The sequence below is a fragment of the Pseudomonas sp. EU05-FHT14B02 genome, assembly GCF_058791055.1.
Genome location: NZ_JBYTDD010000024.1, coordinates 60,799 through 85,559, shown reverse-complemented (window position 1 = coordinate 85,559; position 24,761 = coordinate 60,799). Strand labels below are relative to the sequence as shown.

Sequence of the window (24,761 nt, the reverse complement as noted above, 5' to 3'; positions counted from 1 at the left end):
GCGAAGGGAGTCTCCCAGATGAATCATCAAGCCCGAAAAGGCTCGATCAGCCTGTTGGCCGGCGCGATGCTGCTGGCCAGCGCGACTGCCTTCGCCAATGTGGAGCCGGCGAAGCCCGCAACCATGGCCAAGGAACTGCAACAGGCCAAGACCTATACCGTCAGCAGCGCACCGACCGCGCCGCTGGAACTGGCCACGCCGAAACTGCCGGACGTTTCCGGCTACACAGCCGAAGCCATCGCCGCGAAGATCGTGCGCAGCAAACCAGGCAAGATCAGCCTGCGCCGGATGATGCAGGAAGACGCCCTGAAGGACTTCATCGGTGGCGACAACAAGATGGCCGAGTGGGTAGTGCGTCAGCACGGCATCCCTCAGGCGATTTTCGTCGACGACGGCTACATGAACCTCAAGGACCTGGCGAAAAAGGTCCCCAAGCAGTACTTCAGCGAAACCTCGCCGGGCGTGTTCCTGGCGAAGTTGCCGATCGTGGTCGGTCGCCACGGCATCCTGGAAATCGACAAGCAGACCCAGGAACTGCGCCTGTCCCAGGAGGCCGGCTCGTTCCTGGTCAACGACGGCCAGTTGTTCGTGCGTGACACCAAAATCACCGGCTGGCGCGAGAAGGACAACGGCCCGGCGACGTTCAAATCGCCGAAGGAATTCCGTCCGTTCCTGCTCGCATGGGGTGGCACCGAGACCTATATCGCCAACAGCAAGATCGCCAGTTTCGGCTACGCCAACAGTAAGTCCTACGGCGTGAGTATTTCCCAATACACGCCGAACATGGCCAAGGTGCTCAAGCGTCCCGAGCCGACCGGCTGGATCGTCGGCTCCGAGTTCTCAGACATGTGGTACGGCTTCTACTGCTATGAAACCCGCGACTTCGTAGTCAAGGGCAACACCTACAAAGACAACATCGTCTACGGCATCGACCCCCACGACCGCTCCCACGGCCTGATCATTGCCGACAACACGGTGTTTGGTACGAAGAAGAAGCACGGGATCATTATTTCCCGTGAGGTCAACGACAGCTTCATTTTCAACAACCGCAGCTACGACAACAAGTTGTCGGGCCTGGTGATCGACCGTAACAGCGTCAACAACCTGATCGCCTACAACGAGATCTACCAGAACCACACCGACGGCATCACCCTCTACGAGAGTGCCGACAACCTGCTGTGGGGCAACCGTGTGCTGAGCAACAAACGCCACGGCATCCGCATTCGTAACAGCGTGAACATTCGCCTGTACGAAAACGTATCCATGGCCAACGGCCTGACCGGCGTCTACGGCCACATCAAGGACCTGACCAACACCGACCGTGACATCAAGCTCGACCCGTTCGACGCCCAGGTGTCGCTGATCGTGGTCGGCGGAGAGCTGGCGGCCAACGGCAGCGGCCCGCTGTCCATCGACTCGCCGTTGAGTGTCGAGCTGTATCGCGTGTCGATGCTCGCACCAACCAAATCCAGCGGCATCAGCTTCACCGGCATTCTTGGCGAGCGCCAGGATGAAATTCTCGACCTGCTGGTGCGCCAGCAGAAAGCCGTGCTGATCGACCCCGTCGAACGCCAGACCGAAATGCGGGACTGAGGATAATCTTATGCACCCACACTTGATCAAATTACTCAGCCTGTCGGCCCTGACCGCCGGTATTCTCGCGGCCAGCGGCGGTGCTCGCGCCGATGAGGTCAAAGCGCCTAGCTTCACCGCAGAACCGTGCTGCAGCCTGTGCCCGGCCGCCCACGATGCGAAGAACTACACCACCCGTTATCAGCAGAACTTCACCACCCTGGTACAGGCCCAGGGCGACTGGCTGTTCCGCACCCAGGAAGACCTGCGCACCGAATTCGACACCACGCCCGCCGGCTACAAACGCATGAAACAACTGCACGATGCGTTCAAGAGCAAAGGCGTGGAACTGGTCATCGTGTACCAGCCGACCCGTGGCCTGGTGAACCGCAACAAGCTCAACCCGGCAGAGAAAGCCAGCTTCGACTTCGACAAGGCGCTGAGGAACTACAAGTCCATGCTCGGTCGTTTTGCGCAGATGGGCTATGTCGTTCCGGACCTTTCGCCGCTGACCAACGAGCAACTGCCTGACACCCTGCCCGCCCACGATTTCTACTTCCGTGGTGACCAGCACTGGACCCCGTACGGTGCCCAGCGCACGGCGAAAATCGTCGCCGAGAAGGTCAAGCAATTGCCTGAGTTCGCCGACATTCCCAAGCGCGAATTCGAGACCCACAAGTCGGGTCGCATGGGTAAGACCGGAACATTGCACAACATGGCCGGTCAACTCTGTGGCACCAGCTACGCGATCCAGTACATGGATCAGTTCACCACCGAGCCGAAGGGCGAAGCGGGCGATGGCGATCTGTTCGGCGATTCCGGCAATCCGGAAATCACTCTGGTCGGTACCTCCCACAGCGGCAAGAACTACAACTTCGCCGGTTTCCTCGAAGAGGCCATCGGCGCCGACATTCTCAACGTGGCGTTCCCAGGCGGCGGCCTGGAAGGTTCGATGCTGCAGTACCTGGGCAGCGACGAGTTCCAGAAACACCCGCCGAAGATTCTCATCTGGGAATTCTCGCCGCTGTATCGCCTCGACCAGGAAACCATCTACCGCCAGATGATGGCGCTGCTGGACAACGGTTGCGAAGGCAAGGATGCACAGATGTCCGGCAGCACCACCCTGAAGCCGGGCAAGAATGAACTGATGGTCAACAGCAAAAACCTGAACCTGCAAAACGGCAGTCACCAGGTCGACATCCGCTTCGCCGACACCTCGGTGAAAACCCTGCAAGCCACCCTCTGGTACATGAACGGACGCCACGAGGACATCAAGATCGAAAAACCGGAAACCTCCGATACCGACGGGCGTTTCGCCTTCGAGTTGCGCACGGACGAAGACTGGGCCACGCAGAATCTGCTGGCCGTCGAAATCCAGGGGCCTGAAAACGCCACCACGCCACAGAAAGTCGAAGCGAAAATCTGCAAACGCAACGTATTCCCGAGCGCCGAACAGCGTACTGCTTCGGTCGGGCAATGAGGTCTGCTATGCGAAATCCGAAACTTTCAAAATTGTTGGCACCCACCCTGTTAAGCCTGGCGATATTCGCCGGTGCAGCGCAGGCTGCGGCGCCACTGCGCCCGCCGCAGGGATACTTCGCGCCGATTGAAAAAACCAAGACCGGCGACAAGAGCGAAGGCTGCGATGCGATGCCCACACCGTACACCGGCTCGCTGCAATTTCGCAGCAAATACGAAGGTTCGGACAAGGCCCGCGCGACCCTGAACGAGCAGTCGGAAAAAGCCTTCCGCGAAAGCACCGCCGACATCACCAAGATCGAGCGAGGCATCAGTAAGCGCGTGATGCAGTTCATGCGTGACGGGCGCCCGGAACAACTGGAGTGCACGCTGACCTGGTTGACCGCCTGGGCCAAGGCCGATGCGCTGATGTCCAAGGACTTCAACCACACCGGCAAGTCCATGCGCAAATGGGCGTTGGGCAGCATGGCGTCGTCGTACATTCGCCTGAAATTCTCCGACTCCCGTCCGCTGGCCAACCATCAGCAAGAGTCGCAGCTGATCGAAGCCTGGTTCAGCAAGATGGCCGACCAGGTGGTCAGCGACTGGGACAACCTGCCGCTCGACCAGACCAACAACCACTCGTACTGGGCCGCCTGGTCGGTAATGGCCACGTCCGTCGCCACCAACCGTCGCGACCTGTTCGACTGGGCAGTGAAGGAATACAAAGTCGGCGCCAACCAGGTAGACGCCGACGGCTACCTGCCCAACGAACTCAAGCGTCAGCAACGGGCTCTGGCCTACCACAACTACGCCCTGCCGCCGCTGGCGATGATCGCCAGTTTCGCCCAGGTCAACGGTGTGGATTTGCGCCAGGAAAACAACGGCGCATTGAAACGCCTGGGTGATCGCGTGCTCGCCGGGGTGAAAGACCCGGATGAGTTCGAGGAAAAGAACGGTAAGGAACAGGACATGACCGACTTGAAGGTCGACTCGAAATTCGCCTGGCTCGAACCGTTCTGCTCGCTCTACACCTGCTCGCCAGAGGTGTTGGCGAAGAAGCACAAGATGCAACCGTTCAAGACCTTCCGCCTCGGCGGTGACCTGACCAAGGTCTACGACCCGACCAATGAAAAGGGCAGCAAGGGTTCTTGAAGACAGACACAAAACCTGTGGGAGCGAGCTTGCTCGCGATAGCGGTCTGACATTCAACATCGATGTCGACTGACACTCCCTCATCGCGAGCAAGCTCGCTCCCACAGGGTCGGTGTCGAAAGTGAGTTTTGTGAGTTAGCCCCCCGGATTTCCGTGGGGGGTTTGGGGGGGCCGTTGGCCCTTGACTGTTGGTTCAAACAAGGAGAGATCGGGATGGTTTTTTCGTCCAACGTGTTCCTGTTTTTGTTCTTGCCGATCTTCCTCGGCTTGTACTATCTGAGCGGGCAACGCTATCGCAATTTGCTGCTGCTGATTGCCAGTTACGTGTTCTACGCCTGGTGGCGTGTGGACTTCCTCGCGCTGTTCGCAGGCGTTACGCTGTGGAACTACTGGATCGGCCTGAAAGTCGGTGCCGCCGGGGTCAGGACCAAACCGGCGCAGCGCTGGCTGCTGCTCGGCGTGGCCGTCGATCTGTGCATTCTCGGCTACTTCAAGTACGCCAATTTCGGCGTAGACAGCATCAACGCGATGATGACGTCGGTGGGCCTGGAGCCCTTCATCCTGACCCACGTGCTGCTGCCGATCGGGATCTCGTTCTACGTCTTCGAGTCCATCAGCTACATTATCGACGTCTACCGTGGCGACACCCCGGCGACCCGCAACCTGATCGACTTCGCAGCGTTCGTGGCGATCTTCCCGCACTTGATCGCAGGCCCCGTGTTGCGTTTCCGTGACCTGGCCGACCAGTTCAACAACCGCACCCACACCCTCGACAAGTTCTCCGAGGGCTGCACGCGGTTCATGCAGGGTTTCATCAAGAAAGTCTTCATCGCCGACACCCTGGCGGTGGTGGCCGACCACTGCTTTGCCCTGCAAAACCCGAGCACGGGCGATGCCTGGCTCGGCGCCCTGGCGTATACCGCGCAGTTGTATTTCGACTTCTCCGGTTACAGCGACATGGCCATCGGCCTGGGCTTGATGATGGGCTTCCGCTTCATGGAAAACTTCAAGCAGCCGTACATCAGCCAGTCGATCACCGAGTTCTGGCGGCGCTGGCACATCAGCCTGTCGACCTGGTTGCGTGACTACCTCTACATCACCCTCGGCGGCAACCGCAAAGGCACGCTGATGACCTATCGCAACCTGTTCCTGACCATGCTGCTCGGTGGTCTGTGGCACGGCGCGAACATCACCTACATCGTCTGGGGTGCGTGGCACGGCATGTGGCTGGCGATTGAAAAAGCCATCGGCCTGAACACCTCGCCACGCAGTTTCAACCCGATCCGCTGGGCACTGACCTTCCTGCTGGTGGTGATGGGCTGGGTGATCTTCCGCGCGGAAAACCTGCACGTCGCCGGGCGCATGTACGGTGCGATGTTCAGCTTCGGCGACTGGTCGCTGTCGGAACTCAACCAGGCCAGCCTCACCGGTCTGCAAGTGGCGACCCTGATCGTGGCCTACGTGACCCTGGCGTTCTTCGGCCTGCGCGATTTCTACACCAACCAGCCTCCGGTCAAGACCAAGCCTGCCGTGAGCGTCGACACCGACGGCCCGGCCGCTGCGACACCGGGAACGATCAAGGCCGTACCTGGGGATAACCCGGCGAGCATCCACCAGCCAGGCTACACCGTCGGCGTCGAAGCCCAGGTACAACCGGCCTACTGGACCGCTGACTGGTCGCGTTACGTGATGCGTGCGCTGGTGCTGCTGCTGTTCATTGCCTCGATTCTCAAACTCTCGGCGCAGAGCTTCTCGCCGTTCCTTTACTTCCAGTTCTGAGGGATCTGACCATGACCCGCTCATTACGCATCTTCTACATCGCGCTGTTCCTGGTGACCTTGCTGGTGCTCGGTCTGTGGTCGGTGCGCAGCTTCTTCGGCTTCAGCACCAACGCCGATGCGACTGTGCTCAACGGCCGCTGGAGCAAAGCCGTAGAAACGCACTACGACGACGAGTTCCCGATCAAACGTCTGGGCACCAACCTCTGGGCCGCGCTGGATTTCAAACTGTTCAATGAAGGTCGTCCGGGCGTGGTGCTCGGTCGCGACCAGTGGTTGTACAGCGATGAAGAATTCCACCCGGTAGTCAACGAAGAGCTGAACCTGCAAGGCAACTACGCGCTGGTCGAAGGCGTACGCCAGACCTTGAGGGAAAAAGGCGTGCAACTGGTGATGGCGGTGGTGCCGGCCAAAGTGCGCCTGTACCCGGAACACCTCGGTGAAGTGAAACCGGCGAGCATCCACGCCAACCTCTACAAGGACTTCCACCAGCGCCTGGCCGCCGACCGTATTCCGGCCCCTGACCTGCTCGGCCCGCTGCAACAGGCCAAGCAGAATGGCCAGCAAGTGTTCCTGCGCACCGACACCCACTGGACGCCGCAAGGTGCCGAGATCGCCGCCAACCGTCTGGCCAGGACCATTGCCGACAAGTACCCGCTGAGCGGCGAGCCCCAGCGTTTCGTCACTGAACCTGCGGAAACCATTACACACAAGGGCGACCTGCGTCTGTTCCTGCCACTGGACCCGCTGTTCGAAAACCTGATGCCTAAACAGGAGCAATTGCAGAAGCGCAATACGGTCGTGGCTGAAGATCAATCCGCCAGTGACGACGCGCTGTTCGCCAACACCCAAGTGCCGGTAGCCCTGATCGGCACCAGCTACAGCGCCAACCCCAACTGGAACTTCGTCGGGGCGCTCAAGCAAGCGCTGAACAGCGACGTGGTCAATTACGCCGAAGACGGCCACGGCCCGATTCTGCCGATGCTCAGCTACCTCAAGAGCGACGCCTTCAAGAACAGCCCGCCACAGGTGCTGATCTGGGAGTTCCCTGAACGATATCTGCCCGTGAACAACGAAATCGGCGACGCCGACCCGCAGTGGGTCGCAGAGCTTAAACAAGCCGGCGCCCGCCAACAAAACGTAGCTGCAAACACTAAATCCGAGACGCCCGACCGGGCGCAAAACTGAAAGAGAGGTACACCATGACTTTCACTACAACTCCTCGTCGTCTCGCTAAAAGCTTTGCCCTGGTTGCCGGCCTCAGCGTGCTGTCGGTACAGGCTTTCGCCGCAGGCGACGCCGCCCTGTACGGCCCGACCGCACCGAAAGGCTCGACCTTCGTGCGTATCTACAACGCCGGCAACGCAGAAGTCAGCGCCACCGTCGGCAGCACCAACCTGAGCGACGTCGCGCCACTGTCCAGCACTGACTTCAGCTTCATGCCGGGCGGCGACTACAGCGCCAAGGTTGGCAGCCAGACCCTGCCGGTGAAACTGGCCGGCGACCACTATTACACCCTGGTCAACAACGCCAGCGGCGCCCCGCAACTGATCGAAGAGCCGCCGTTCAAGAACAAACAGAAGTCCCTGGTACGCGTGCAAAACCTCAGTGACAAAGCGCTGACCCTGAAGACCGCCGACGGTAAGACCGACGTGGTCCCGAACGTTGCGCCCAAGGGCCGCGGCGAACGTGAAATCAACCCGGTTAAGGTCAGCCTGGCCTTGTACGACGGCACCACCAAAGTCGGCGACGTAAAACCGGTCGCCCTGGAGCGCGGTGAAGCCGCAGTGCTGTACGTCACTGGCAACGGCAGCAGCCTGTCGCCGGTCTGGGTGAAACGCCCGGTGTCGACGCGCTAATACATTGTTCAGGCTGACCCATGTCCCCCTGTAGGAGCGAGCTTGCTCGCGAAAAACGCAAGGGCAACGCGTTTATCCAGACAGCACGCGTTTTCGTTGACGTCCATCGCGAGCAAGCTCGCTCCTACAAAGGTCAGCCCGGACACGGAACAAAAACAAGAGTGAAACGACAGAACGCAGTAGCTCTAACCAATCGATTTTCAAGGAGTAAAAACATGATTCCGGTGATCTTGTCAGGTGGTAGTGGCTCACGTCTTTGGCCGCTTTCCCGCAAGCAATTCCCCAAGCAGTTCCTGGCCCTGACCGGCGAACACACCCTGTTCCAGCAAACCCTGGAACGCCTGGTGTTCGAAGGCATGGATTCGCCAATCGTGGTCTGCAACAAGGACCACCGCTTTATCGTCAACGAGCAGTTGGCCGCGCGCAAGCTGGACACCCAGCGCATCCTGATGGAGCCGTTCGGTCGCAACACCGCGCCAGCCGTGGCCCTGACCGCGATGATGCTGGTCAATGAAGGTCGCGACGAGCTGATGCTGGTGCTGCCGGCGGACCACGTGCTGGAAGACCAGAAAGCCCTGCAACGCGCCCTGGCCCTGGCCACCGTCGCCGCCGAAAACGGTGAAATGGTGCTGTTCGGCGTCCCGGCCACCAAGCCGGAAACCGGTTATGGCTACATCAAGTCGACCAACGACTCGCTGCTGCCTGAAGGCGTCAGCCGCGTCTCGCACTTCGTCGAGAAGCCCGACGTGAAGCGCGCCACCGAGTTCGTCCAGTCCGGCGGTTACTTCTGGAACAGCGGCATGTTCCTGTTCCGCGCCAGCCGCTTCCTTGAAGAACTGAAGAAGCACGATCCGGACATCTACGACACCTGCGTGCTGACCCTGGAGCGTAGCCACCAGGATGCCGACACCATCACCTTCGACGAAGCCACCTTCGCGTGCTGCCCGGACAATTCCATCGACTACTCGGTGATGGAAAAAACCCAACGCGCCTGCGTCGTGCCGCTGACCGCGGGTTGGAGCGACGTCGGCTGCTGGTCGTCACTATGGGAAGTCAATGCAAAAGACGCCAACGGTAACGTCACCAAAGGCGACGTGGTGATCCAGGACAGCAAAAACTGCATGATCCACGGCAACGGCAAGCTGGTGTCGGTGATCGGCCTGGAAAACATCGTCGTGGTCGAAACCAAGGACGCCATGATGATCGTCCACAAGGACAAGGTCCAAGGCGTGAAGCAGATGGTCAACACCCTCAACGAACAGGGCCGCAGCGAAACCCAGAACCACTGCGAGGTCTACCGTCCGTGGGGCTCCTACGACTCGGTGGACATGGGCGGCCGCTTCCAGGTCAAGCACATCTCGGTCAAACCGGGGGCTTGCCTGTCCCTGCAAATGCACCACCACCGCGCTGAGCACTGGATCGTGGTCAGCGGCACCGCCGAGGTGACCTGTGACGAGAACGTGTTCCTGCTGACCGAGAACCAGTCGACCTACATTCCGATCGCTTCGGTTCACCGTTTGCGCAACCCGGGCAAGATTCCGTTGGAGATTATCGAAGTTCAATCGGGCAGCTACCTGGGCGAAGACGATATCGAGCGATTTGAAGATATCTACGGGCGCTCGACGCCGGTTGAGCGTGGCGTGTCGGTGAAAACCATCGCGCAGTAACGTTCAGTAAAACAGAAGCCCCCGTCCAGCCTGCTGCGTTCCCTATCCGCAGCAGGCTGGGCGGGGGCTTTTTTTTCACTGAGTTTTGTATTGCCTTGCCTGGCCTCATCGCGAGCAAGCTCGCTCCCACAGGGTATTGGGTTGATCACGGATTTTGTGCTCGGCTCGGTACACTGTGGGAGCGAGCTTGCTCGCGATGGGGCCAGTCAGCACACCACCGAATCGCCCATCGCCAACCCCACCTGCGCTTAGGTAGGATGACCCTCTCAATTCCCGAGATTTTACGTCATGTTCATCGGCGTCCTGCTGGTCATCACCTGGCTGATCCTGTTGCTGCGCTATCCGGCCAAGGCCTTGCCCGTATCTCTGGCCGCCGCCGTGGGGCTGGGCATCGTCGCCACCTGGGTCATCTGGATGGACCACCACGAACTCAAGCAACTGCAACGCCTGGAGTTGCGCATCAGTTACGCACCGCAGCAGTGTCCCGCCGACCGCCCATTGCAATTGACCCTGAACAACGGCAATGACGTGCCGCTCACTGAGTTGCGCTGGCGGGTCGCGGCTTATGCACCGGGCGATACGGTGAATCTGGCCGACAATCAATACACCGCCCCGCGTTATCGTGGCCCTGGTGAATTGCGGGCCGGTGGCAACTGGGAAGACTGTTTGCCGCTGCCGCCACTGCGCCCTGGCTACCGTCCGGAAACCCTGGAGTTTCGCGCCGAGCGATTGCAGGGTAGCTTTTCCGACTGATCCCTCCCCCCTTTTTTGCACAAGGAATGCGCCATGCCCGTTGCGTTGATTACCGGTTGCTCCAGCGGCATTGGCCGCGCCCTTGCCGACGCGTTCAAAGTCGCCGGCTATGAAGTCTGGGCCAGTGCGCGCAAGACCGAAGATGTTGTCATGCTGAGCGCTGCCGGATTTACCGCCGTGCAACTTGACGTAAACGACGGTGTTGCCCTTGAGCAGTTGAGCGAGCGCATCAACCAGGAGCGCGGTGGTCTCGACGTACTGATCAACAACGCAGGTTATGGCGCCATGGGACCGCTGCTCGATGGTGGCGTACCAGCCATGCAGCGCCAGTTCGAAACCAATGTGTTCGCCATCGTCGGCGTCACTCGCGCGATGTTTCCCGTGCTGCGCCGGACCAAAGGATTGGTCGTGAATATCGGCAGCGTTTCGGGTGTTTTGGTCACGCCATTCGCCGGCGCCTACTGTGCCTCGAAAGCCGCCGTGCATGCCTTGAGCGATGCCTTGCGCATGGAACTGGCGCCGTTCGGTGTGCGGGTCATGGAAGTCCAGCCGGGAGCCATCGCTTCCAGTTTTGCCAGGAATGCCGGGCACGAAGCCGAGCAACTGATCAGCGAACAGTCGCCATGGTTTCCGCTGCGCGAAGGCATACGCGCCCGAGCCAAAGCCTCTCAGGACAACCCGACCCCGGCCAGTGAATTTGCCGTCGGTTTGCTCAAGGCTGTGCAGCAGGACAAACCGCCACGGTTGCTTCGTATCGGCAATGGCAGTCGTGCGTTACCGCTGATGGCAAGTTTGCTGCCCAAGGGTTTGCTCGAATCCGGGCTGATGAGGCGGTTCGGGTTGCGTGGACAGCTCTGAGACCACGGTGCCCCTATCGCGAGCGAGCTTGCTCGCGATGGCGCCGGAACAAACATCACAGAATTCAGGTATCAACATGACCGACTACACCGAATACTTCGAAGAAGTGATCCAGGCCCACGTGGCCATCGAACAATGGCTGGCCGAAGAACGTGACGCGTGCGAGCTCGAAAAACTGCTGACACGTTTTTCGCCGCAGTTCTCCATGGTCTCGCCGCTCGGCCGGGTGCTGGACTTTGACGCGCTGAACGAATTGTTCTCGCTGGCGGGCGGCAAGAAGCTCGGGTTCCGCATCGAGCTCAGTGAGTTGCGTGGTATTGCGTTGCATGACGGTGGCGCGACCGTGAGTTACCGCGAACAGCAGACCGATGCCACCGGACTGCACTCGGATCGTCGCTCGACCGTGGTGTTCGAGAAGGTGGAAGGCAGAATTCTTTGGCGGCATCTGCAAGAGACCTTCTGCTGAACACGACGACGATCAACTGTAGGAGCGAGCCTGCTCGCGATGGACGTCAACGATAACGCGTGCATTCTGAATACACGCGGCGCGCTCTGGTTCATCGCGAGCAGGCTCGCTCCTACAGGGGAATGGGTTATGCCCCATCACCTTGCTTGACCACCACCGTACAGGTAATCCCCGCCGCCAACAGCACCCCCTCCGGCACTTCATCGATGTGAATGCGCACCGGCACTCGTTGCGCCAGGCGTACCCAGTTGAAGGTCGGGTTGACGTCGGCGATCAGCTCGCGGCTTTCCGGGTTGTCGCGGTCGTAGATGCCACGCGAGATGCTTTCCACGTGGCCCTTGAGCACTTCGCCGCTCATCAGTTGCATGTCGGCTTTATCACCCACGCGCACGTGGGGCAGCTTGGTTTCTTCGAAGAAGCCGTAGACCCAGAACGAGTTCATGTCGACCACGGCCATTTTCGCTTCGCCGATGCGTGCGTAGTCGCCGCGATGCACGTTGAGGTTGGTCACATAGCCGTCCACCGCCGCGCGCACCTCGGTGCGCTTGAGGTTGAGTTCGGCGGCTTCCAGTTGCGCCTGGGCCTGCTGGTAATCAGCCAGGGCCGAGTCGGCGAGGTTACTGGCGTCGTCACGGTTTTCCCGGGAGATCACCAGGTTGTCCATATCGGCGCGACGATGGGCGTTGACCTTGCGCATCTCCCAGGTCGCCTTGCGCGATGCCACCAGACTCTGTGCCTGTTTCACTGCGAGACGGTAGTGCTCGGGGTCGATCCGCATCAGCAAATCGCCCTTCTTCACCAACTGGTTGTCGCGCACCGGCACGTCCACCACTTCACCAGTGACGTCGGCGGCGACGTTGATGATATCGGCGCGCACGCGGCCGTCGCGGGTCCATGGCGTGTTCATGTAATGCTCCCACAAGGAGCGGCCGATCCACAGCGCGAGGGCCAGCACCAGCAAGGTCGCGAGCAGGCTGAAAAACTTTTTCATCGGGGCATTCTTCAGAGATAGAGAGTCAGTGATAGAGAGTCAACGGTAGACAGTCAGCGCCATGGCGCCGAACAGACAGGTAAACAGGCTCAGGCGCAGCAACGCCGGATGCCAGAAAAAACGGTACAGGTCGAACCCGGACAGGAACCGGTCCAGCGCCCAGGAAAGCGCCGCGGCGATGAAAAACATCAGGGTCATGGTCGGCATGTACACGCCGTGGAAGGCGATTTCACGAGGCATGTTCAAGTCCTTGGGGCTGGCTGCTTGCGAAGGCGGCGAGCGGTGATTGCGGATCGAGCAGAGAGGTGCGGATGAAGTGCAGGTAGCTCTTCACCCGGCGCAACGCCGAGGTATCGAAGTGCGGGGCGAAGGGTTCGTCGGTGGACTGCACACGGCTGATCGCGTGATCGACGGCAATCAGCGCGCGTTCGAGGTTGCTGCTGTTCGGTTGCAGGAACAGCCGCACCAGCGCACGCCCCATCACCCGGATCGCCTGGCGCCACGGCCGGGATTCGGCATAGGCCGGATGTACCGGCAGAATCGCCTGTTCCTTGCGCAACTCGATGATCGCGTGGCCGACTTCCAGCACTACGAACATCCAGCGCAGCAAGTCCCGCTGCACTTGCGGTTGGCCCGCCGCGAAGCCGTAGGCCTGATGCACCAGATCGCGGGTGCGGCTTTCGAAACTCGACGCCAATCCCTTGAGCTTGCCGCTGATGGCGTACACCACCTGGCCGCGCAAATCCTGCTCCAGCCGACGCCACAGCCAGCGGCTGTTGGGCGGCAGAATGATCGCCCCGGCCGCTGCACATACCAGCATGCCCAGCACCATGGCGATGTAGTCGTTGATGAAGGTGTAGGGGTTGTAGACCGTGAGGTTGTCAGGCACCGAACCGGTGCTGAAGAAGATCAGCAAACCCAGGCCGACGCCGACGTATTGCGGCCGCGAAGTCAGGAACGAGCCCAGTACGATCACCGGCGCGAGCATCACGCACAGCAACGGAAATCCGTCGATCCACGGGAAAATGAAAAACATCTCAACGAAGCCGATCAGCGCCCCGAGCAATGTCCCGCACGCCATCTGAAAGGCCATGCGTTTCGGGTTCGGGGTGGCGGCGGACAGGCCCACCGTCGCGGCGGCAATCAGGGTCATGGTCGCGCCGCTCGGCCAGGCGGTTGCCACCCAATAGCTGCCCAATACCGCCAGAATGAATGCTGCGCGAATTCCCGATGCCGCCGCTGCCATCCAGTTGGTTTGCGGGGTGAACGGCTCGTCCCAGCGCTCCCGTTCGTGAGTGTGATCGGCCAGGGAGGCGTGGGTCTGTGCATAACCGTGCAGGTCGTCGACGAAGCGATAGAGCAGCTCGTATGCGGTGTGGAAGTCCAATTGCTCGGCATCGCTCGGATTGTGCTGCTGGAACGTCGCCCGCAGACAACGCACCCGCGCCGGCAAGCCTTCCTTGTAGGCGCTCAGCACCATGACCAGACGCGCCGCATCGGCACTGGTCAGGGCACGACCGCTGAAGCCGTCGAGCAACTCGGCAAGGTCCTGCAGACCCGGCCTGATGGCCGCCACCACGGTGTCCGCCGCGCTGCTGCGCAAGCGTTCGAGCAACTGGTGCAAGGCATTGAAGCGCGTGGTGATGCCCATGAACTCGCTGTTCAGTCGACTGAGCCGGCCATTGCGCCGCCGCATGTGCGGGTCTTCAAAAACAGTCACGCTGCGCAAGCCTTCCAGGCCCACGGCCTCGGCGATGAAACGCACGTTACCAGCCTCGAATGCCTCACGTTGACTGCGTCCGCGCAAGCCATCGGTGACGAACAGGGCGAACACGCCAAAGCGTTGATACAACGCATTGCGCATCGCCGCGCTAGCCGATTGCGGCAGGATGGCGGCACTGATCAGTGTCGAACAGAGAATGCCCAACGAGATTTCCAGCACCCGCCAGACCGCCGCCATGAACGCCCCCTCCGGATGGGCCAGCGCGGGCAAGCCGACCATCGCCGCGGTGTATCCGGCGAGTACGAAACCGTAGGCGCGGAAGTTGCGGCAGCGGGCGGCACCAGCCGTGCAGATACCGACCCAGATCGCCAGCGAACCGAGGAACAACTCAGTGTTCTGCGCAAACAGGGCGATCAGCGCGACCATCACCGCCGACCCGGCCAGGGTGCCGAGAAAACGATAGAAACTCTTGGCGAACACCTGGCCGCTTTGCGGCTGCATGACGATGAACACCGTGATCATCGCCGTACGCGGTTGCGGCAGCTCCAGGCGCATGGCCAGCCATAACGTCAAGAATGCCGCGACCAGCACCTTGAAAATGTAGACCCAAGTCACGCCGTCGCTGCGTGCCCAGTCGAAGAAACCCCGGCGCCATTCCAGGGAGTACAGCCAGCGCAAAGGGGCGGGCAAGGGAGTCATCAAATCCTGCTCAATAAAATTTTAGGAGCGAGCTTGCTCGCGATAGCGGAGTATCAGTCGTCATCAATGTTGGATGTGCCGCCCTCATCGCGAGCAAGCTCGCTCCCACAAGGTTTGCGTTCAATTCACGATGCTCTTGAGCAGAGCCGGGGTTTTCGGCGCCTGGGTCTGGCTGTCTTTCGGCACGTCATTGCCGGCACCGAGACCACCGCCCAACGCCGTCACCAGTTCGGCATGGGCACTGAGGCGCGCTGCCTGAACCTGCTGCTGTACTTGCTGCTGCTTGAACAGCAGGGTCTGGGCGTTGAGCACGTTGAGGTAGTCGGTCAGGCCACGCTGGTAGGCGATCATCGCGATGTCGTAGGTCTTCTGCGCAGTGGCCACCGACTCGGCGGCGAACGCCTGCTGTTTGTCCATGGACTCGCGGCGGATCAACTGGTCGGAGATGTTTTTCAGGGCGTTGACCAGGGTCTGGTTGTACTTGGCCACGGCGATGTCATACCCGGCCGAGGCTTCGCCCAACTCCGAGCGCAAACGTCCGCCATCGAAGATCGGCAACGAAATCGCCGGCCCCACGCTGTAGTTGAGTTTCTTGCCGGTCAAGAACTCCAGGGCTCCACCGCCGGTGGCCATGTAGCCAAGGCTGCCGACCAGATCGACGTTCGGGTAGAAACCGGCATGGGCGACATCGATACCTCGCGCCTGCGCCGCCACTTGCCAACGGCTGGCGACCACATCCGGGCGTTGACCGAGCAATTGCGCCGGCAGTGACGACGGCAGTTTCAGTGGCGCACCCAGTGACAGCGTTGGTCGATGCAAATGCGCACCCTCCCCCGGGCCCTTGCCGGCGAGGGCGGCGAGTTGGTTGCGGCTCAAGGCGATTTCTTCGTCGAGGGCGTCGATCTGACGATGGGTTTCCGGCAGCGGCGTCTCGGCCTGGCTGACTTCGAAATGGGTGCCGATGCCACCGTCCAGCCGCTTTTGCGCCAGTTCAAGAATCTGCTGTTGTTGCTTCAAGGTCGCTTCAACGATGTCCCGCTGGGCGTAATGCAACGACAACTCGATGTAGACCCGTACGATGTTGTCCTGCAATTCGAGTTGGGCCTGACGCGCTTCGGCAACGCTCATGTGCGCCATGTCCACGGCGCGGTCGGTGGCATTGCTTTCGCGGCCCCAAAGGTCGAGGGCATAGCTGAAACCCAGCGCTGCGTTATTGTCCCAGGTGGTGCTGTTGGCCAGCTCACCGGGGCCATAGAACTGGTCAGTAGGCCAGTTGTGACGCTTGAGGGTGGACTCGCCATTGATCTGCAGCGATTCGGCCGCTTCGGCCACGCCGGCCATGGACCTGGCCTGACGCACCCGGGCGGCGGCCATGGCCAGGCTCGGGCTGCCTTGCAGGGCGAGGTCGATCCAGCGATTCAGTTGCGGGTCGCCGTAGGCTTGCCACCATTGTGCGGTGGGCCAGTGGGCATCCTGCGCAGCGCTCTGGATCGCTTCGTCGGTAGCCAGTGAGTTGGCTTCCAGCGCCTTGCCCTGTGGGGCAATACCTCCGGTTCCGATGCAGCCGCTGATTGCCAGGGTTAAAGCCAAAACACTGAGCGACTGAAGCGCTCTGCTGATGCGACGCGGCACTGCTGCGATTTCCTGAAATAGGGGGGAGGTACACGTTTTTTGGAAACAGCGCCGCATTTGTGGGAGCGAGCTTGCTCGCGATAGCGGAGCCACATTCAACATCTGTGTTGGCTGAACCGCCGCCATCGCGAGCAAGCTCGCTCCCACAGGTTGTGCGGCTGGGGCCGTGCCCCCGGTTTGCCAAGTTGCGCAATTCTATGGGGCGGTCTGAATGGCGATAAGCTGGGATTCCTGTGAATCTTTGTTACCGTTAACGAGATAATCCGTTGGTAGATCTTTAGTCGCCTGTAAATAAACAGAAACTTCGTGTCACAATTTGTCATTCGACGAGAGAGCCCCCCATGGACACTTTGCAAAACATGCGCGCCTTCAGTTACGTGGCCGAAGCCGGCAGCTTCACCGCCGCCGCCATACAACTGGACACCACCACGGCCAACGTATCGCGCGCGGTCTCCAACCTGGAAGCCCACCTGCAAACCCGCCTGCTCAACCGAACGACCCGCCGCATCGCCCTGACCGAAGCCGGCAAGCGCTACCTGTTGCGCTGCGAACAGATCCTGGCCTACGTCGAAGAAGCCGAAGCCGAGGCCAGCGACGCCCACGCACGCCCGGCCGGGCAACTGAAAGTGCACACCATGACCGGCATCGGCCAGCACTTCGTGATCGACGCCATCGCCCGCTACCGCAAGACCCACCCGGACGTGACCTTCGACTTGACCATGGCCAACCGCGTGCCGGACCTGCTCGACGAGGGCTACGACGTGTCCATCGTCCTCGCCAGCGAACTGCCAGACTCGGGTTTCGTCTCCCAGCGCCTGGGCATCACCTACAGCATCGTTTGCGCCTCTCCGGCCTACGTCAAAGCCAACGGCTGCGCACAAAAACCCAGCGACCTGCTCAACCACGCCTGCCTGCGCCTGGTCAGCCCGGTGATTCCGCTGGAGAAATGGGCCTTCGACGGCCCTGATGGCCAGGAAATGGTCACCATCAACAGCTCACCGTTCCTGGTGAACTCCGCCGACGCGATGAAAACCGCGATCATCAGCGGCATGGGCGTTGGGGTGCTGCCGCTGTACGCCGCGATAGAAGGCCTGCGCAACGGCACACTGGTGCGCGTAATGCCCAACTACCGCTCCCAGGAACTGAACCTGTATGCGATCTACCCGTCGCGCCAGTACCTGGATGCGAAGATCAAGACCTGGGTCGAGTATTTGCGTGGATCGTTGCCTGAATTGCTGGCGGCGCATCAGGCGGAATTGGCGGCGTATGAATTGAGCGGGAGTCTGGGTGGGGTTCGGTTGGCGAATTGAGTCGACCAGACAGGTAGTCGGCAATGAACATCACTTTCAGGTCCATAGGTTTCAGCTCTCGCCACGGCATGGTCAGATCCTCGGAATCGACCAGTGCCAGTTAAAGACTGTTACCTATGTGCTTGAACTGTTTTGTTACCTATGTGGGTGAGTCATACCCCGAGTGAATTTTTGCTTACTTTTTTAGGCGCTTGTAAAAAAGTGAGTCGCCGTAAGGGCAAAACCGCCAGTGGCCGTTACCGAAGAAACGGATATGTACACGGTCAACCAAGAACATGGTCGGCCCAAAGGCCGCCAAGTCCCCCCAAACTGACAGCGCCGTCAGTTAGCCGTCACCCTCCTGACCAGCAAACAGGTTTATAAAGGAAACTACCTTACCCACCTACCGACCACCCAGCCCCGGCGCCCCACTCGCATGCGAATCCAGAAAAAATCCGCCCTGCTCGTCGCCCTTCTGATCGTCCTGGCAGCGCTGGGCCTGTGGTACGCCACCAAACCGGCCAAGGCCAAACTCGCCACCCCCACCGCCATCCCCGTGCGCGTGGTCGCCGTCGCCGAAAAAGACGTACCCCGCTACGTCAGCGGCATCGGTTCGGTACTGTCCCTGCACAGCGTCGTGGTCCGCCCGCAAATCGACGGCATCCTCACCAGATTGCTGGTCAAGGAAGGCCAACTGGTGAAAAAAGGTGACCTGCTGGCCACCATCGACGACCGGTCGATCCGCGCCAGCCTCGACCAGGCCCGGGCACAACTGGGCGAAAGCCAGGCGCAACTGCAAGTGGCGCTGGTCAACCTCAAGCGCTACAAGCTGTTGAGTGTCGACGACGGCGTGTCCAAGCAGACTTACGACCAGCAACAAGCCCTGGTCAACCAGCTCAAGGCCACCGCCCAAGGTAACCAGGCCTCGATTGACTCCGCCGAGGTACAGCTTTCCTACACACAAATTCGCTCCCCGGTCAGCGGTCGTGTCGGCATTCGTACCGTCGACGAAGGCAACTTCCTGCGCATGACCGACACCCAAGGCCTATTCACAGTGACCCAGATCGACCCGATCGCTGTGGAGTTCTCCCTGCCGCAGCAAATGCTGCCGACCCTGCAAGGCCTGATCAACGACCCACAGCACGCCCGTGTCAAGGCTTACATCGGGGCCGACACCGACGGCGAAACCGGCAACCTGCTCGGCGAAGGTCACCTGACCCTGATCGACAACCAGATCAACGCCAACACCGGCACCATCCGCGCCAAAGCCGAATTCGACAACGACGAACAGAAACTCTGGCCGGGCCTGCTGGTGACGGTAAAAATTCAGACAGCCCTGGATAAAGATGCGCTGGTGGTGCCGCCGACAGTCGTACAACGCGGCCTCGACCAGCACTTCGTGTACCGGGTCAATGGGGACAAGGTCGAAGTCGTGCAGGTACAGATGGTCTATCAAGGCAGCGGCCAGGACATCATCAAGGGTGTGAAGCCGGGTGATGTACTGGTCAGCGATGGTCAGTCGCGGCTCAAGCCCGGCGCTACTGTGCAAGTGCTGACCGAGCCACCTCAAGTGGTGCGATCGGAGGCGGCGCAATGAAGGGCCATGGTTCGATTTCAGCCTGGTGCATCGACCACCCGGTGGCCACGGTCCTGCTGACGTTCGCCCTGGTACTGCTGGGTGTCATCGCGTTTCCGCGCCTGCCGGTAGCGCCGTTGCCGGAGGCAGAATTCCCGACCATCCAGGTGGCCGCGCAACTGCCCGGCGCCAGCCCGGAAACCATGGCTTCCTCGGTGGCCACGCCCCTTGAAGTGCAATTCAGTGCCATTCCCGGCGTAACCCAGATGACCTCGAGCAGTGCACTGGGCTCGACCAACCTGACCCTGCAATTCACCCTCGACAAGAGCATCGACACCGCCGCCCAGGAAGTGCAGGCGGCGATTAACACCGCCGCGGGCAAACTGCCCAAGGACATGCCGAACCTGCCAACCTGGCGCAAGGTCAACCCGGCCGACAGCCCGGTGCTGATCCTCAGCGTCAACTCCTCGCTGATGCCAGGCCCTGAGCTCAGCGACCTGACGGAAACCCTGTTGTCCCGTCAGCTCAGTCAGGTCGACGGTGTAGGCCAGGTCGTCATCACCGGTCAGCAGCGTCCGGCGATCCGTGTCCAGGTGTCCGCCGACAAACTCGCCGCCATCGGCCTGACCCTGGCGGACATTCGCCTGGCGATTCAGCAGACCAGCCTCAACCTGGCCAAAGGGGCGTTGTACGGCGAATCAAGCATTTCAACTCTGTCCACCAACGACCAGTTGTTCCACCCCGACGAATACAGCCAGTTGATCGTTTCCTACAAGGACGGTGCACCGGTTCACCTCAAGGATGTCGCGAAAGTCGTCAACGGTTCGGAAGATGCCTACGTTCAGGCGTGGGCGGGTTCGCAACCGGGCGTGAACCTTGTGATCTTCCGCCAGCCAGGCGCCAACATCGTCGAGACCGTGGATCGCATTCAGGCCGCGCTGCCGGCGCTGCAAGCGATGTTGCCGGCCTCGGTGCAGGTCAAGGTGTTGATCGACCGCACCCAGACCATCCGCGCCTCGCTGCACGAGGTGGAAATCACCTTGATGATCGCTGTGATGCTGGTGGTGGCGGTGATGGCGCTGTTCCTGCGCCAACTGTCGGCCACGCTGATCGTGTCGGCAGTGCTCGGTGTGTCGCTGATCGCCAGCTTTGCGCTGATGTACGTCATGGGCTTCAGCCTGAACAACCTCACACTGGTGGCGATCGTGGTCGCCGTGGGCTTTGTGGTGGACGATGCGATCGTGGTGGTGGAGAACATTCACCGGCATCTGGAAGCCGGCGACGGCATGCGCGAGGCGGCGATCAAGGGCGCCGGCGAGATCGGTTTTACCGTGGTATCGATCAGTTTCTCGCTGGTGGCGGCGTTCATTCCACTGCTGTTCATGGGCGGTGTGGTCGGCCGGCTGTTCAAGGAGTTCGCCCTGACCGCCACCTCCACCATCATGATTTCGGTGGTGGTTTCGCTGACGTTGGCACCGACCCTCGCTGCGCTGTTCATGCGCGCGCCCGTGCATCATGCCCACGGCAAACCGGGGTTCGGTGAGCGCCTGTTGGCGTGGTACGAAAAAGGCCTGCGCCGTGCCCTCGCCCACCAGAAATTGATGATCGGCGTGTTCGGTTTGTCCCTGGGGTTGGCGGTCGCCGGGTACATCTTTATCCCTAAAGGTTTCTTCCCGATACAGGACACTGGCTTTGTTCTCGGTACCACCGAAGCAGCTGCGGATATTTCCTACGGCGACATGGTGAAAAAACACCTGGCGATGGCCGAAATCGTCACCGCTGATCCTGCGGTTCAAGCATTTTCCCACTCGGTCGGCGTCTCGGGCAGCAACCAGACCATCGCCAATGGTCGCTTCTGGATCGCCCTTAAAAAACGGGGCGACCGTGATGTTTCGGCCAGCGAATTCATTGACCGGATTCGCCCGCAACTGATGAAAGTCCCGGGCATCGTCCTGTACCTGCGTGCAGGGCAAGACATCAACCTCAGCTCCGGCCCGAGCCGCGCCCAGTACCAATACGTGCTCAAGAGCAACGACGGTGCGACCCTCAGCACCTGGACCCAACGCTTGACGGAAAAACTGCGCGCCAACCCGGCGTTCCGCGATATTTCCAACGACCTGCAACTGGGCGGCAGCATCACCCACATCAGCATCGACCGTAGCGCCGCGGCACGTTTCGGCCTCACCGCCAGTGACGTCGACGAAGCCCTGTACGATGCTTTCGGCCAGCGTCAGGTCAATGAATTCCAGACCCAGATCAACCAGTACAACGTGATCCTGGAACTGGATACAAAGCAGCGCGGCAAGGCCGAAAGCCTCAACTACTTCTACCTGCGCTCGCCCCTGAGCGGGGAAATGGTTCCGCTGTCGGCCCTGGCCAGGTTCGATGCGCCGACTGTCGGCCCGCTGTCCATCGCCCATGACGGGATGTTCCCCGCCGCCAACCTGTCGTTCAACCTGGCCCCCGGCGTGGCACTGGGCGATGCGGTGATCATGCTCAACCAGGCCAAGGCCGACATCGGCATGCCGACCGCCATCAGCGGTAATTTCCAGGGCGCGGCCCAGGCGTTCCAGAGTTCGCTGGCCAGCCAGCCGTGGCTGATCCTGGCGGCGCTGTTGGCGGTGTACATCATTCTCGGCGTGCTCTACGAGAGCTTCGTGCACCCGCTGACGATCATTTCGACCTTGCCTTCGGCGGGCCTCGGCGCGGTGATCATGCTGTGGATTTGTGGCCAGGACTTTTCCATCATGGCCTTGATCGGACTGGTGCTGTTGATCGGTATCGTCAAGAAGAACGGCATCCTGATGATCGACTTCGCCCTCGAAGCGCAGCGCAATGGCGGAATGTCGCCCGAGGACGCAATTTTCAAGGCCTGCATCACACGGTTCCGGCCGATCATCATGACCACCCTCGCCGCCCTGCTCGGCGCTCTGCCGTTGATGCTCGGCTATGGCACCGGCGCCGAGTTGCGCCAGCCCCTGGGGATCGCCGTCGTCGGCGGTTTGCTGGTGAGCCAGGCGCTGACGCTGTTCACCACACCGGTCATATACTTGTGGCTTGAGCGGTTATTTCACAGGCCCAAACCTTCGCCCGTACCGGCGCTGGCGATCACAGACTGAGGCGGGGTCATGCGCGTTCTGATTATCGAAGACGAAGAAAAAACCGCAGACTATTTGCATCGCGGCCTGACGGAACAGGGTTTCACCGTGGATCTGGCCCGCGATGGTGTGGAAGGTCTGCACCTGGCGCTGGAGAGCGACTACGCGGTGATCGTCCTCGACGTCATGCTGCCGGGCCTCGACGGCTTCGGTGTGTTGCGCGCCTTGCGTGCGCGCAAGCAAACCCCGGTGATCATGCTCACCGCCCGCGAGCGTGTGGAAGACCGCATCAAGGGCTTGCGTGAAGGCGCCGATGACTATCTGGGCAAACCGTTTTCCTTCCTTGAACTGGTGGCACGCCTGCAAGCGCTGACCCGGCGCAGCGGCGGTCATGAACCGGTGCAAGTGAGCATCGCCGACCTGTGGATAGATTTAATCAGCCGCAAGGCCACCCGCGCCGGTACACGCCTGGACCTGACCGCCAAGGAGTTCTCGCTGCTCAGCGTACTGGCACGGCGCCAGGGTGAAATCCTCTCGAAAACCGCCATTGCCGAGATGGTCTGGGACATCAATTTCGACAGTGACGCCAACGTCGTCGAAGTCGCGATCAAACGCCTGCGGGCCAAGCTCGACGGGCCGTTCGAAGAGAAACTGCTGCACACCATTCGTGGCATGGGTTATGTGCTGGAGAGCCGTGGTGTCCAGTAATTCCATCGCCCTGCGTCTGAGCGCAATGTTCACGCTGGTGGCGCTGCTGGTGTTCCTGCTGATCGGCTGGGCGCTGTACCAGCAGGTCGACAAAGGCCTGGGCCTGCTGCCAGAAGCCGAACTCGATGCGCGCTACAGCGTGCTCGAATCCACGGTCGGCCGTTACGGCACGCCAGAGCACTGGGTGAAGATCAACAACAAGCTCAACCTGCTGAGCGAAGAAGACAAGCGCATCAGTTTCTGGATCATCAGCGGCGATCCACAGTACGAATACGGCAACCTGACCTCGCAGATCCGTGCCTTTGCCCAAGGCCCGCTGGGTACGCGCGACATGCATCTGCCGGAGCAACAGTATCCGCTGAAAGTGCTGGTCAGCGAGTTCCCGGCCAAGGACCAGCGCCCAGCGTTGCGCTTCATGATCGCCATCGACACCGAAACGTTTTTCCATACCCAGCATCACCTGCTGGTCGCGCTGATCAGCCTGGCGATTGTCGGTGTGCTGCTGGCCTCGGCACTGGGTTATTGGGTGGCGCGGATCGGACTCAAGCCGCTGATCAAACTGTCCCAGGAAGCCCAGCGCCTGGCCCCGCCGTTGCGCTCGGGGCGCTTGCGATTGTCACCGTTGCCGCCGGAACTCGATCAATTCGCCAGCTCGTTCAATTCGACCCTGGAACGGGTCGAGCAAGCCTACTCGCGCCTTGAGTCATTCAACGCCGATGTCGCCCACGAACTGCGCTCGCCACTGACCAACCTGATCGGCCAGACCCAGGTCGCATTGACCCGCGGGCGCTCCGCCGAGCATTACTTCGAAGTGCTGCAATCGAACCTCGAAGAGCTTGAGCGACTGCGTTCGATCATCAACGACATGCTGTTTCTCGCCAGCGCCGATCAGGGCAGCAAGGCGACCAAGCTCACCTCAACCTCGCTGGCCGATGAGGTGGCCACGACCCTGGAATATCTGGATTTCATTCTCGAAGACGCTCAGGTCCAGGTTGAGGTCAGTGGTGACGCGCAGGTGCGCATCGAGATCGCCCATCTGCGCCGGGCATTGATCAACTTGCTGAATAATGCGGTGCAGCACACCGCGCCCGGACAGGTGATTCAAGTGCGGATCGAAGCCCAGGAGCATCAAGTCAGCATCGGCGTCGCCAACCCGGGTTCGCCGATTGCCAACGAACATCTTCCGCGCCTGTTCGAACGCTTCTACCGGATCGATGCCTCACGCAGTAACAGCGGCCACAATCACGGTCTGGGGCTGGCCATCGTCAAGGCGATTGCGTTGATGCATGGCGGGGATGTGTTCGTGCACAGTGATCATGGGATGAATACGTTCGGGATTCATCTGCCCGTCTGATCCCTTTTCCTTTGTAGGAGCGAGCTTGCTCGCGATGCAGGCGACTCGGTGCAACTTCTGAACCGAGGTGATGCTATCGCGAGCAAGCTCGCTCCCACAATGGATTGGGTTGAACACATATAAGT

The 24,761-nt window shown here is 60.7% G+C and carries 19 protein-coding genes and 1 pseudogene; 15 read left to right on the top strand and 5 right to left on the bottom strand.

From position 1 onward, the window contains the following. Window positions 1-18 precede the first annotated feature (18 nt). The 10 genes from algG (at window position 19) to AC3WTM_RS21135 (ending at window position 11,566) form a co-directional block, all read left to right on the top strand. On the top strand, window positions 19-1,593 hold the full coding sequence (gene algG / locus AC3WTM_RS21180; RefSeq protein ID WP_102671017.1) for a mannuronan 5-epimerase AlgG: 1,575 nt from the start codon (window positions 19-21) through the stop codon (window positions 1,591-1,593). A 10-nt stretch (window positions 1,594-1,603) separates the two neighbouring features. Continuing rightward, entirely contained in the window at window positions 1,604-3,052 is a 1,449-nt protein-coding gene (locus AC3WTM_RS21175) for an alginate O-acetyltransferase (protein ID WP_102671016.1), read from the top strand. An 8-nt stretch (window positions 3,053-3,060) separates the two neighbouring features. Further along, on the top strand, window positions 3,061-4,185 hold the full coding sequence (locus tag AC3WTM_RS21170) for a mannuronate-specific alginate lyase (RefSeq protein WP_102671015.1): 1,125 nt from the start codon (window positions 3,061-3,063) through the stop codon (window positions 4,183-4,185). A 213-nt stretch (window positions 4,186-4,398) separates the two neighbouring features. Beyond that, complete coding sequence (locus AC3WTM_RS21165) at window positions 4,399-5,964, top strand: MBOAT family O-acyltransferase (protein WP_057713381.1); 1,566 nt, start codon at window positions 4,399-4,401, stop codon at window positions 5,962-5,964. 11 nt (window positions 5,965-5,975) lie between these two features. Continuing rightward, window positions 5,976-7,151 carry an alginate O-acetyltransferase gene (locus AC3WTM_RS21160; protein WP_102671014.1) on the top strand — a complete coding sequence of 392 codons (1,176 nt, stop codon included), beginning with the start codon at window positions 5,976-5,978 and terminating at the stop codon, window positions 7,149-7,151. 14 nt (window positions 7,152-7,165) lie between these two features. After that, window positions 7,166-7,822 carry an alginate O-acetyltransferase AlgF gene (locus AC3WTM_RS21155; protein WP_102671013.1) on the top strand — a complete coding sequence of 219 codons (657 nt, stop codon included), beginning with the start codon at window positions 7,166-7,168 and terminating at the stop codon, window positions 7,820-7,822. A gap of 215 nt (window positions 7,823-8,037) precedes the next feature. After that, on the top strand, window positions 8,038-9,489 hold the full coding sequence (locus tag AC3WTM_RS21150) for a mannose-1-phosphate guanylyltransferase/mannose-6-phosphate isomerase (protein ID WP_102671012.1): 1,452 nt from the start codon (window positions 8,038-8,040) through the stop codon (window positions 9,487-9,489). 288 nt (window positions 9,490-9,777) lie between these two features. Continuing rightward, window positions 9,778-10,242: a multidrug transporter gene (locus AC3WTM_RS21145; RefSeq protein ID WP_102671011.1), complete on the top strand. Its 465-nt coding sequence runs from the start codon at window positions 9,778-9,780 to the stop codon at window positions 10,240-10,242. 33 nt (window positions 10,243-10,275) lie between these two features. Next, a complete protein-coding gene (locus tag AC3WTM_RS21140) occupies window positions 10,276-11,100 on the top strand; it encodes an SDR family oxidoreductase (RefSeq protein WP_102671010.1) in 825 nt (274 codons plus the stop codon). Window positions 11,101-11,176: 76 nt separating this feature from the next. Then, window positions 11,177-11,566, top strand: a complete 390-nt coding sequence (locus AC3WTM_RS21135) for a DUF4440 domain-containing protein (protein ID WP_102671009.1) — start codon at window positions 11,177-11,179, stop codon at window positions 11,564-11,566. A gap of 127 nt (window positions 11,567-11,693) precedes the next feature. Here the strand turns inward: AC3WTM_RS21135 and AC3WTM_RS21130 are convergent, their stop codons facing one another. The 4 genes from AC3WTM_RS21130 to AC3WTM_RS21115 form a co-directional block, all read right to left on the bottom strand. Then, the gene (locus tag AC3WTM_RS21130) at window positions 11,694-12,557 is read right to left on the bottom strand and encodes an efflux RND transporter periplasmic adaptor subunit (protein WP_102671008.1); all 864 of its coding nucleotides are present in this window, start codon (window positions 12,555-12,557) and stop codon (window positions 11,694-11,696) included. Window positions 12,558-12,596: 39 nt separating this feature from the next. Further along, window positions 12,597-12,797: a DUF1656 domain-containing protein gene (locus AC3WTM_RS21125; protein ID WP_102671007.1), complete on the bottom strand. Its 201-nt coding sequence runs from the start codon at window positions 12,795-12,797 to the stop codon at window positions 12,597-12,599. Then, a complete protein-coding gene (locus AC3WTM_RS21120; RefSeq protein WP_102671006.1) occupies window positions 12,787-14,979 on the bottom strand; it encodes an FUSC family protein in 2,193 nt (730 codons plus the stop codon). Before AC3WTM_RS21120 ends, AC3WTM_RS21125 begins: the two co-directional genes overlap by 11 nt. Window positions 14,980-15,099: 120 nt before the next feature. Continuing rightward, window positions 15,100-16,611, bottom strand: coding sequence for an efflux transporter outer membrane subunit (locus AC3WTM_RS21115; RefSeq protein WP_102671005.1), 1,512 nt, complete (start codon window positions 16,609-16,611; stop codon window positions 15,100-15,102). A gap of 341 nt (window positions 16,612-16,952) precedes the next feature. Here AC3WTM_RS21115 and AC3WTM_RS21110 point away from each other — a divergent pair, with 341 nt between their 5' ends. After that, window positions 16,953-17,921, top strand: a complete 969-nt coding sequence (locus AC3WTM_RS21110; protein WP_102671004.1) for a LysR family transcriptional regulator — start codon at window positions 16,953-16,955, stop codon at window positions 17,919-17,921. On the opposite strand, the pseudogene AC3WTM_RS21105 reads toward AC3WTM_RS21110, so the two are convergent. Then, window positions 17,917-17,991: pseudogene (locus tag AC3WTM_RS21105) on the bottom strand (helix-turn-helix domain-containing protein); the annotation flags it as partial. The gene AC3WTM_RS21110 and the pseudogene AC3WTM_RS21105 overlap by 5 nt on opposite strands. Before the next feature lie 345 nt (window positions 17,992-18,336). Between AC3WTM_RS21105 and AC3WTM_RS21100 the strand changes: the two are divergent. From AC3WTM_RS21100 to AC3WTM_RS21085, 4 genes are read left to right on the top strand one after another with little or no spacing between them, the layout of a single operon-like run. After that, window positions 18,337-19,497: an efflux RND transporter periplasmic adaptor subunit gene (locus tag AC3WTM_RS21100; RefSeq protein WP_102671003.1), complete on the top strand. Its 1,161-nt coding sequence runs from the start codon at window positions 18,337-18,339 to the stop codon at window positions 19,495-19,497. Next, window positions 19,494-22,595, top strand: coding sequence for a multidrug efflux RND transporter permease subunit (locus AC3WTM_RS21095; RefSeq protein ID WP_102671002.1), 3,102 nt, complete (start codon window positions 19,494-19,496; stop codon window positions 22,593-22,595). The genes AC3WTM_RS21100 and AC3WTM_RS21095 overlap by 4 nt, the downstream gene beginning before the upstream one ends. Before the next feature lie 9 nt (window positions 22,596-22,604). After that, window positions 22,605-23,282: a heavy metal response regulator transcription factor gene (locus tag AC3WTM_RS21090; protein ID WP_056726212.1), complete on the top strand. Its 678-nt coding sequence runs from the start codon at window positions 22,605-22,607 to the stop codon at window positions 23,280-23,282. Further along, complete coding sequence (locus tag AC3WTM_RS21085) at window positions 23,272-24,636, top strand: heavy metal sensor histidine kinase (protein WP_102671001.1); 1,365 nt, start codon at window positions 23,272-23,274, stop codon at window positions 24,634-24,636. The genes AC3WTM_RS21090 and AC3WTM_RS21085 overlap by 11 nt, the downstream gene beginning before the upstream one ends. The last annotated feature ends 125 nt before the right edge of the window (window positions 24,637-24,761 follow it).